The following is a 9793-nucleotide window of genomic DNA, read 5'->3' on the forward strand; positions in this document are numbered from 1 at the left end:
CGATATCGTATAAAGGATCGCCGAATCAGGTCTCGAGGTCGAACTCGCCAGCCAGGGTGCCGGCCGACGACTCGAGCACGACGCTCTCGCCGGCGGTCATCGAGTCCCCGATATCGACGGCGACGTCCTCGAGGTCGACCGTCGGCGGAAAAAGCAGGTCGACGCGGCTGCCGAAGGCGATGTGACCGATCCGTTCGCCCCGCTCGAGGTCGTCGCCGCGCTCGGCGTAGGGGTGGATGCGGCGGGCGAACGCGCCGGCGATGAGCGTAACGTCGGCGTCGTGGTCCGGTTCGTCGGGGTGTGCGTTCGGGTCGTCGCCGGCTGACTCTTCGGGTTCGTCTCCGATGGGCTCCCCGCCGTCGTCCGCGATCGCTGCAGCCCCGTCGGTGCCTGCGTCGGACGGCAGGTTCGGGGAGTCGGTCTCGAGGCGGACGTGGACGCGCTCGTTTCGGTCGGACTCCTTCGAGAAGGCCGGGCGGTTCGCACCGGAGACGTGTTCGACGTCAGTGACCCGGCCCGCGAAGGGAGAACGGACGACGTGGACGTGCCAGACGTTCATAAAGACGCCCAGCCGAACTCGATCGCCTTCCTCGCGGAGAACGGAGACGTTTCCGTCGGCCGGCGAGACGACGCCCGTCGGCGGCGGGGAGCGCTCGGGATCGCGAAAGAACGCGAGGGTCCCGGCACCGGCCGCGAGCGCGACGAGGCTCGCCGTCACGCTAATGAGAAGAGCAAACGGGGCGGCGAGCAGCGGAACGATGGCGTACTTCCAGGCCCCCGGCGCGAATTTCATGGGCGAAATGACGTGAGCGAGGCGTATGGCCGTTACGGATCGACGGGTCGGAACGGCGGCCCTCCCTCGAGTCGCTACCGCGATCCGTCGACGGGAATCGTGACGGTGACCGTCGAGCCTTCGCCGGGTTCGGCGTCGACCCAGCTGTGGCCGCCGACAGACTCACGTCGCTCGTCTGTCGAGCCCGGCTTCACGCTGTTCGGCCGGACGCCCTGGCGCTCGACGATGCGCCGACAGCGGTTCCAGATCTCCAGTCAATCTCCCGTTAGTCCCAGAACGCCTGCGTCCGGGCGTATTCGCGCTCCTTCGAGAGAATGTCCCGATAGAACTCGGCCTCGTCCTCGCGAAGTTTGTTGATGATCTGGGCGGCGTTGTGCGGTCCGACGCCGCGTGCGGCCATCGCGATGACGGCCTGTTTGCCGTGGCTCTGGACGAGGCCTGCGGCCCGGAACGCGCGTTCGGTCATCTCTCGTTGCTCGTCGTCTTTTTCTTGCGATCGGACCGCCTGCACGACTTCGTCAGCCCATGGGTTCAGGGAGGCGATCCGCGTCGACCCGCACTCGGGACACTCGGGTTGGTCGGGCACTCGCTTGACTTTCGTTTTCACCTTCCACTCGGTGCAGTGGGTACACAGCAGGATGACCCGATCGTCCTGAATCCGCTCCTTGACCGTCTTGATGACGCTCGCGTCGGCGTTTTCGGGTGCGAGGAGTTCCTTGCCGCCCGACGAACGACCGCCCAGTCCGACCGGCGTGCGCCCGCGGTGAGTCACCAGCTCGAGATCCCCCGACTGGACCCGCTCGAGCACCGAACTCGCGCGTTCGATATCGAGGTCCTCGTGGAACACCTCTCGAATCGCCTCCTCGTACATCGGCGTCTCCTCGAGCGCGGCAAGCAAGCGGTCGTTCGAGATGCGACCCGACCCTTGATTCTGCCAGCGCTTGAGCGCGCCGAACTTCGCGGAGACCTGCGCGAGCCGAAAGGCCAGCGCGTCGGAGCGCTTGAGCCCGAGTTCGACGATCGCCTCGACGTGGTCGGGATCGGTCTCCTCGAGCACCGCGAGCACGTCGCTCGTCGCGATCGAGTTCGGTACCTCGAGTTCGATCCGGTAGGGATCGGTCTCGAGGCCGACCGAGGACCCCGCGCGCTGTCCCAACAGCGCAGAGAGGATCCGACCGAGCGTCTCGTTTGCCATGTGGCCGAAGGGGGCGTTGAGCACGATCGTTCGACCCTGTCGCTCGAGGACCAGTCGATCCGCCGTCGGCATCGGCGCGTCGGCGTCGATCTGGGCCTCGAGTTGCGCGCAGGCCTCGGTCAGGGTGTACTCGTCGGCGGGATAGCGGTGAGCGAGTTCGCGGCCGACCGCGGCGGCGTCGGCACCGCTTTCGAGTTGTGGTTCCGCGACTGCGCGAATTTCGCCGACCTCGCCCGCGACTGCGGCGGGGACGGGAATTTCCTGGCCGATCCACGAGGGGACCTCGCCCGCGGGATCCTCGATGGGACTGACCTTGACTCGGGCCTCCTCGTCGTCGATCTCGGCGATCCGCCACATCTCGCCGCGCTGGATGAACACCTCCCCCGGCTGGGCGAAGTTGACGACGAAGCGCTCGTCTAAGGTCCCGATCTGGCTCCCAGAGGCGATGTCGTGGACCTCGTAGGTCTCCTCGTCCGGGATCATCGAGAGATTGGCGTAGACGTACTGCCAGGTGCCGCCGGTGGTCTCGATGCGATCCTCGGCCTCGTCGAACCAGAGAATTCGATTCCGGTGGAGTTCGGAAATGATCTCGCGGATCGTCTCCGCTGGGACGGTCCGGAAGGGGTACGACCGCGTGACCGTCTCGACGGCGTCGTCGACGTACGTGTCGCCGCGGCTCTGGATGATCGCCGGCAGCTGATTTGCGACCACGTCCAGGCTCCCCTCGTGGATCGCCGCCGGCTCGACCTCGCCGTCGCGGGCCCGGCGAGCGATTGAAAGCGCCTCGAACGTGTCGTCGGGCCGCGTCGTGACGATCGTGCCACTCGAGACCTCGTCCTGTCGGTGGCCCGCGCGACCGATCCGCTGGAGGAGGCGGGTGACCTGTCGGGGACTCTTGTACTGGATCACGTGATCGACCTGCCCCACGTCGATCCCGAGTTCCATCGAGGACGTACAGAGGAGGCCGTCGATCCCGCCGGCCTTGAACCGGTCCTCGACGTCGATCCGGGCCTCCTTCGAGAGCGAGCCGTGGTGGACGCCGATCGGGAGGTCGAGTTCCTTGAACCGCGAGCCCAGCGCTTCGGCGGTCTGGCGCGTGTTGACGAAAATGAGCGTCGATTCGTGATCCTCGACCAGGTCACGGATCAGCCGGACGTGACTGGCCGTGTCGGCCTCGGTCATGAGTTCGCCGGCCAGCCGTTCGTCTTCCTCGGTCACCGCGGGCTCGCGGACCGTCACGTCGACGTTGCTCCCGACGTCGATCTCGCGAATCTCGCAAGGGCGGCCGCCCGTGAGGAACTGCCCCACCTCGCCCGGATCGCCGACGGTCGCCGAAAGCCCGATCCGCTGGAACGGGCCGGCGAGGTCCCGGAGTCGCTCGAGACCGATCGCCAACTGCGCGCCCCGCTTCGAGGCGGCGAGTTCGTGCACTTCGTCGATCACGACGTGAGAGACGTCCGCGAGCGCCTCCCGCAGCCGCTTGCCGGTGAGCATCGCTTGCACGGTTTCGGGCGTCGTGATCAGTACGTCCGGGGGGTCCTCGGCCTGTTTCCCGCGCTGGTACTGGGTCGTGTCGCCGTGGCGAACGTCGACCTCGAGGTCGAGGTAGTCGCCCCACCACTCGAGTCGCTCGCGCATGTCGCGGTTGAGCGCCCGTAGCGGGGTAATATAGAGTACGCCGAACCCCTCCGGTGGACCGCCGTCGGCGGGACTCTCCGACGAGGATCGCCTCGGTGTGCTCGGCTCACCGTCGCCTGCCACGAGGTGGTCGAAGACGGGCAACATCGCCGTCTCGGTCTTGCCGCTTCCGGTGGGCGCGATCACGAGCGTGTTCTCGCCGGCCGACAGCGGCGGAATCGCCAGTCGCTGTGGCGCCGTCGGTTGCGAGAAGCCGCGTTCGGAGAGCGCTCCCCGAACCGTCGCCCCGAGGTGCGTAAACGCCGCGACATCCCCGTCAGTCATCGAAACGCGCTAGGGACGAACGGCGGATAAGGACCACGTTTCCGGTCAGTTACTCCCGATCGACGCCGTGGGTTTCTCTTCGCTATCCTCACGCTATCGTTCCGCTTTCGCCTCACTTTCGTTCCGCTTCCGTTTCGCTATCCTCACACTATCGTTCCGCTTTCGCCTCACTTTCGTTCCGCTTCCGTTTCGCTATCCTCACACTATCGTTTCGCTTTCGGCTCGGTCCGGTCGTCGGGGACGGCGTCGACGGTTCGGCTCCGGACCTCGTCCGGGACGGTCTCCGCGGCTCGTCATCGAACCTCGTCGACCGTGGAGATCGACTCCCTCGAGTCCAGAAGCCGCGATACGGCGTACGCGAACGCGAGGATCCCGACGGCGGTGAGAAGGTGTTTGACGAGGCCGGCCGTCGGCGAGTGGTCAGCCGTCGATTCGGATCCGCGCGCCGGCGAGGGCGATCGATCTCGAGCAGGTGTTCGTAGTCGCATCACGAGACGTACGGGACCGGCCGGCAAGTGGGTTCGGCGTGCGAAAGCCGGCAGCGTCGACGGGACTCGGTCGGTACCGCTGGTTCGGGTTCAGGTCTCGAGGCGCTCATACGGACTGTTGTCAGTCCGTTCCGGAGCAACCGCGAACCGTCACCGGTTGCTCCGGGACATCGTCACACCAGACCGTATCAGGCCTGGAGATGCTCGATACGAGCGTAGCGGCCGGCGCGCCAGCCGGCGACGATCGCGACGATCGTTCCGGCACCGAGCGCGAGCGCGAACCCGCCGGCGTAGATCTCGGGTGGCGTCCGGAGGAGTCCCTCGAAGCCGAGCACCGACGCCGAGAACCGGTTCAACCCGAGCACGGCCAGCGGCGTCACCGCGACGGCGAGCAGGCCGCCGACCAGGCCGATGACGAGTCCCTGCGTGCCGATCGTGCCGGCGAGCAGCCGGCGAGAGAGGCCGATCGCGCGAAGCGCCGCCAGCTCCTCGCGCTGCTGGTGGGCCACGAGCGCGAACAGGTTGGCCGTCAGGACGATCCCGCCGAGGACGGCGAGCCCGACCAGCGTCGCGCCGCTCGCGAGCACCATCGTGCGCTCCTCGAGCATCGACTGTACCTGGTTGTCGCTGGTCCGAACGTCGTACTCGGGATACGCCTCGCCGAGGTCGGCCGCGACGGCGTCGCGGTCGGCGCCGTCCGCCACGTCGGCGGTGAGGTACGTTGCCCGATCGGTCCCCGATGTGCCGGCGATGGCCTGCAGGTCGCCCAGCGGGACCGTCACCGCCGGCGAGCCGAGATACTGCGAGTAGTAGCCCGAGATCCCGATAACGGTGAGCTCGTTCGTCTCCGCCGTGTGTCGGCTGGTCCCGACGTAGATCGTGTCGCCGACCGAGACGCCCAGTTCGTCGGCGACCCGTGGATCGAGGATTATCTCGTCGCGCTGGGGCTCGTCGGGCGGGGGACTCGCGGCGGTCTCCCTGTCCACCTCGAACCCCTGGCCCGCCTCGAAGTCGAAGCCGTCGTGGGTCTCCTGGACGCCGACCGCGGGTCTGCGCTGGAGGTTCGACGGGTCCGTTCCGAGGTAGACGTCGTACATCGCGATCGGCGAGGCCGAGGCGATATCGTCCCGCGCGGTGAGCTCGGCTGCCGTGCCGTGAGCGCCGGAAATCGGGTTCTCCGTCCCGCTGGCCCCCGGATCGACCGGGGAGCGAGAGATCCAGATGTCCCGATCGGCGCTGTCCAGTCCCTGCTCTCCCTTCTCGACGACGCCCACGCCGAGGCTCGCGAGAACGGTCACCGAGAGGACGGCCAGGGTGACCGCGAGCACGGTGAGGACGGTTCGACCGGGCGAGCGCCGAAGCTGGGCGAGCGCGAGTCCGATGACGGCTCGCGTTCGAACGATTGCTCCGCCGACGCTCATCGTCCCACCTCCGAGAGGACGGACGTTCGCGCAGCCACCGCGAGGGGATAGGGGACGGCGACGAGGCCCGACAGAAGGGCAACGGCGATTGCGTACGGGACGAACAACGGATGAAACTGTGCGACTGCCCCCGGCGCGATGGTCGCGCTGGCGATCGCGTTGACGCCTATGATCCCCCCCGCGCCGAGGGCGATTCCCACGAGCGAGCCGACGAACGTGGTGATCCCCGTCGAGATCGCGACGACGGCGAGTCGGCCGCGGGTGGGGACGCCGATCGACTCGAGGACGGCCAGCGTCCGCCGGTCCTCGTCGACGGTCATGCCCATGGTCGTCGCGACGAACGACGCACAGATCGTCACGCCGACGATCAGCGCGATCACGCTGGTCGCGAACGCCAGGCCGTCCTCGAATAACGCGGTGGGATCAGAACGTCCGGCGACCTCGACCGACGCGTCAGGATACGCGTCAGTGGCGGCCGACTGCGCGGCGTCGGTCTCGCCCCAGACTAACACCCGATCGGCGAGTTGGCCGTCCGCGGCCCCGGAAAGCGACTGGAGTTCGCTCGCGTGCACGAGCGCGATCGGAGCACCGCCCTCGCCGCCCTCGCCGCCAGCGTCCCCGACAGCCGCTACCGTCACCGTTACTGCCGTCTCGTTCGACTGCATCGGTCCCCTCGAGACGGCCAACTCATCGCCGTCGGACGCGCCGAGTCGGTCGGCAGCGGTGTGAGAGAGCACGATCTCACCGTTTCGCGGGCCGTCGTACGATCCGTTTGCGTAGTGGGAATCGCCCGGCTCGAGGCGGTCCATCGGCAGTCCCGCGACGGTCCGCGATTCGCCGTCGGGAACGACGCCGACGAGACGGACGGTCCGCGGGTCGCCGTCGGTCGACTCGAGTCGCGCCGTCTCGACGAGTACCGGCGACGCGTGCTCGACGCCGTCGTGCGAGCGGATCGTCCCGGCCCGTTCGTTCGTCGCTCCGAGTCGGGGGCCTTCGACCCCGTCGACGGACGAGAGCGTGCTCCCCTCGGTCGGCGTAATACGGACGTCCGCGTCGTCCCTGCTCGTCGCGCCGCCGTCGGCCAGCGCCAGCGCGATGCCCGTCACGACGAGCAGGAACGCGATCGTCAGTGCGACGGCGCCGACGGTCGACGCGATCCGGCCCGCCGTCGTTCCCGTCGCCCGCTGGCGCCACCTCGCGAGCGTCACTCCGACGAGGCCCGACCACCGCGTTCGTCGCCGCGTCTCGACGCCCTCGGGTAACTCGTCGGTCTCATCGGACATCGTCCACCCGCCCGTCGCGAAGCGTGATGACGCGGTCCGCAACGGACAGCGTGGCCGCGTCGTGCGAGGCCACCAGCACCGCCCGGTCACGCCCGATATCGGTCAGGAGCTCGAGGACGTCGCCGCCGGTCGCCGTGTCGAGTTCGCCCGTCGGCTCGTCGGCGACGATCACGTCCGGATCCGTCGAGAGCGCCCGCGCGATCGCGACCCGCTGTCGCTCGCCGCCGCTGAGTTCGCCGGGCAGGTGCGTGGTGCGGTCGCCCAGGCCGACCGCCTCGAGCAGGTCGGTCGCGCGCTCCCGCCGATCGGATCGGGGAACGCCCGCCTGCACGAGCGGCAATGCGACGTTCGCGCGGGCGGATAGCGACGGCAGGAGGTGGAACCGCTGGAACACGATCCCGATGTGGTGTCGCCGCATCCGGGTTCGCTCCCCGTCGGACAGCGCCGCGAGGTCGGTGTCGCGCAGTTCCACGCTGCCCTCCGTCGGCACCAGCAGCCCCGCGACCGCGTGCAGGATCGTCGACTTTCCGCTGCCGCTGGGGCCCTCGAGTCCGACGATGGTCCCCGTCGGGACGTCGAAGGAGACGTCGCGGAGCGCGGTCACCGTGCGCTCGTCACCCGATCGGAACCGGCCCCCGCTCGAGCCGTAGCGGTGGGTAACTCCCTCGAGGCGAACGGCCGTCGTCGATTCGCGCTCGTCCGTTCGGTCCCTCGCCGGCGATCGCGAATCCTGAACTGATCGGTTGAACATCCTCACAGGGGTCTCACTGCCAGCAGACGGCGCACCGACACATTGTTTCGACCCGGCTACCCCTGAAAGACACCCGTTAACCCCGTTCCCGGTCACGGCAACGGTCGGGTAGCCACTCCGAGATGCGAGCGTCAGCGCCGCTCCATCGCGTTGTGTGACGGTCGTCTCCTCGAGAACGTTCCGCCGCAGTAGGGACGCACTGTCCGCCGGACCGGCGCTGAAACGAGGGCGTACAGGTTGGTGTCCGTGGTAGTCAGCTTCCGAGATGGGTTCGACCGCCCGGATGGCGGCCGGAGTTCGAATGCGTCGGGCGACAGCAGTCGATCGTCACGTCAGCCGCTCGCCGTCGTCGTCGAGGAGGATCCCGCAGTCGTCACAGCACCACCAGCCGACCAGCGGATCGCGTTCGGGCACCGTTGCGCCGCAGTCGGGACACCGTTTCGGCTTCTCGTCTCGAGTCTCGAGAGTTCGTCTCCGGAGCCCGCTCGAGGTGGCTCCGGCCCCGGCGTCGCGATCGATCGCGCCGATCCCGCAGGTGACCGCGAAGCGCTCGGCGCGCTGGATAAGGAGGGCGCGCCCCTCGTCGGTCAGGGCGTAGGTCGGCCGGTCGTCGGCTCCCGCGCGTTTCGCGAGGAGGCCGCGCCCGACGAGGGTCCGCAGGTTCGGCTCGAGTCTGGTTCGGGTGACGCTGGGATATCGGCGCTCGAGGGCGTGGATAATACCGCGCTCGTCGCAGGGCCGTCCGGTCCGCTCGCGGCGGGCGACGGCCTCGAGACAGTCGCGCTGGAAGGCGGTGAGTTCGATCCACGTCGGCGGTCGCGGGTCAGGGAGCAATTGGGATCACCTCCTGCGCTGTTGAGGTGGTGCTAGTGGGGGTTGGGGCTCGAGTGTTACAGCGAGCGGGAACCCCAAATCTTTGTGCTGGCGATACCTCCTGCCGTGTGTGGGTTTTTTGTCCCACGGAACGCTCGAGATTCATTCTGGATCACGGAGCTTCTGCCGGACGGCGCTGCAACGCCGTTCGGTCTCACTAACTGACGAGAGTCATCCTCGCCAAGTCGGTCGCTCCACACTGGCCACTAATGCCCTGATATTGCATAAATGCATTCTTGTGTCTAAAAGACACTATACGAGGCAAATAGGGGAGCAAACGGTGTAAGGGAGACAGGAATGCGAAAATCTGGGTCATGGATGACGATCTGGGACGACCGTATACTCGAGTACATTAGAAACGAGGACTCCGGTTCGCCGAAGAAACTCGAGGAGAGCGGCTACGTGCGGGTTTCAAAATCCCACATCTCTCGGCGTCTTCGGACGCTGGCAGAGCACGATTTGCTCACACACCTCGGAAACGGCGTCTATGTAATTACGGAGCGCGGCGAAGCGTATCTCGACGGCGAACTCGATACGAGCGAGGATGCAACGGAATCCTCTGTCGACGAGACAACCGAGAACGGAGAATAGGATTCGACCACGACAGGAACTAATGCCAGGGTCGTAGCTATCTGTAATTGACTCATATTGTCCGTCGTGATCTCCTTCTCGTTTAGATTCACAGTGTCCGGATCGGGTGCGTCTCGGACAATGACAGCTGAAATCTAGTATTTTCGGTGCTACTTGAGGAGTAGCCAATGAGGATTTCGTCCGACTCTGTCTCACTTATCGGACACTGACGTTTGACTTCAATTGATATCCGCAATCTATGTTCTCTTTGTTCTCAACTTCTCTTCGCTTCACGTAGCCTGCTCTATACACATCGCTCAGTACACTAGATGCACCGCCAACAGAGTAACCGATAGAATCTGATGAGTTTTCTGTTCTGAACCGCGAATTGGGATACGGCCTTCCTATCCGAGATGATCCAGATACGCAAATCACGAAAGAAGAATTCCTTTCCGAG

Annotated in this window: 8 protein-coding genes; 1 reads left to right on the plus strand and 7 read right to left on the minus strand. The window is 66.6% G+C overall.

Annotated features, from left to right (window positions below; genetic code table 11):
• Positions 1–25 precede the first annotated feature (25 nt).
• The 7 genes from ACEWFR_RS18105 to ACEWFR_RS18135 form a co-directional block, all read right to left on the minus strand.
• On the minus strand, positions 26–793 hold the full coding sequence (locus ACEWFR_RS18105; protein WP_374062370.1) for a protein sorting system archaetidylserine decarboxylase: 768 nt from the start codon (positions 791–793) through the stop codon (positions 26–28).
• 265 nt (positions 794–1058) lie between these two features.
• Entirely contained in the window at positions 1059–3950 is a 2892-nt protein-coding gene (locus tag ACEWFR_RS18110; protein WP_374062371.1) for a DEAD/DEAH box helicase, read from the minus strand.
• 293 nt (positions 3951–4243) lie between these two features.
• Entirely contained in the window at positions 4244–4438 is a 195-nt protein-coding gene (locus tag ACEWFR_RS18115) for a hypothetical protein (protein WP_374062372.1), read from the minus strand.
• Between the two features lie 188 nt (positions 4439–4626).
• On the minus strand, positions 4627–5859 hold the full coding sequence (locus ACEWFR_RS18120; RefSeq protein WP_374062373.1) for an ABC transporter permease: 1233 nt from the start codon (positions 5857–5859) through the stop codon (positions 4627–4629).
• Positions 5856–7142 (minus strand): ABC transporter permease, encoded by a 1287-nt coding sequence (locus tag ACEWFR_RS18125; RefSeq protein ID WP_374062374.1) that lies wholly within the window; start codon positions 7140–7142, stop codon positions 5856–5858. Before ACEWFR_RS18125 ends, ACEWFR_RS18120 begins: the two co-directional genes overlap by 4 nt.
• A complete protein-coding gene (locus ACEWFR_RS18130; protein WP_098725798.1) occupies positions 7132–7893 on the minus strand; it encodes an ABC transporter ATP-binding protein in 762 nt (253 codons plus the stop codon). The genes ACEWFR_RS18125 and ACEWFR_RS18130 overlap by 11 nt, the downstream gene beginning before the upstream one ends.
• 327 nt (positions 7894–8220) lie before the next feature.
• Positions 8221–8727: a PadR family transcriptional regulator gene (locus ACEWFR_RS18135; RefSeq protein WP_374062375.1), complete on the minus strand. Its 507-nt coding sequence runs from the start codon at positions 8725–8727 to the stop codon at positions 8221–8223.
• 336 nt (positions 8728–9063) lie between these two features.
• Here ACEWFR_RS18135 and ACEWFR_RS18140 point away from each other — a divergent pair, with 336 nt between their 5' ends.
• The gene (locus tag ACEWFR_RS18140; protein ID WP_374062376.1) at positions 9064–9357 is read left to right on the plus strand and encodes an ArsR family transcriptional regulator; all 294 of its coding nucleotides are present in this window, start codon (positions 9064–9066) and stop codon (positions 9355–9357) included.
• Positions 9358–9793 lie beyond the last annotated feature (436 nt).

Source organism: Natrinema sp. H-ect4, assembly GCF_041894845.1.
Lineage (GTDB): Archaea > Halobacteriota > Halobacteria > Halobacteriales > Natrialbaceae > Natrinema.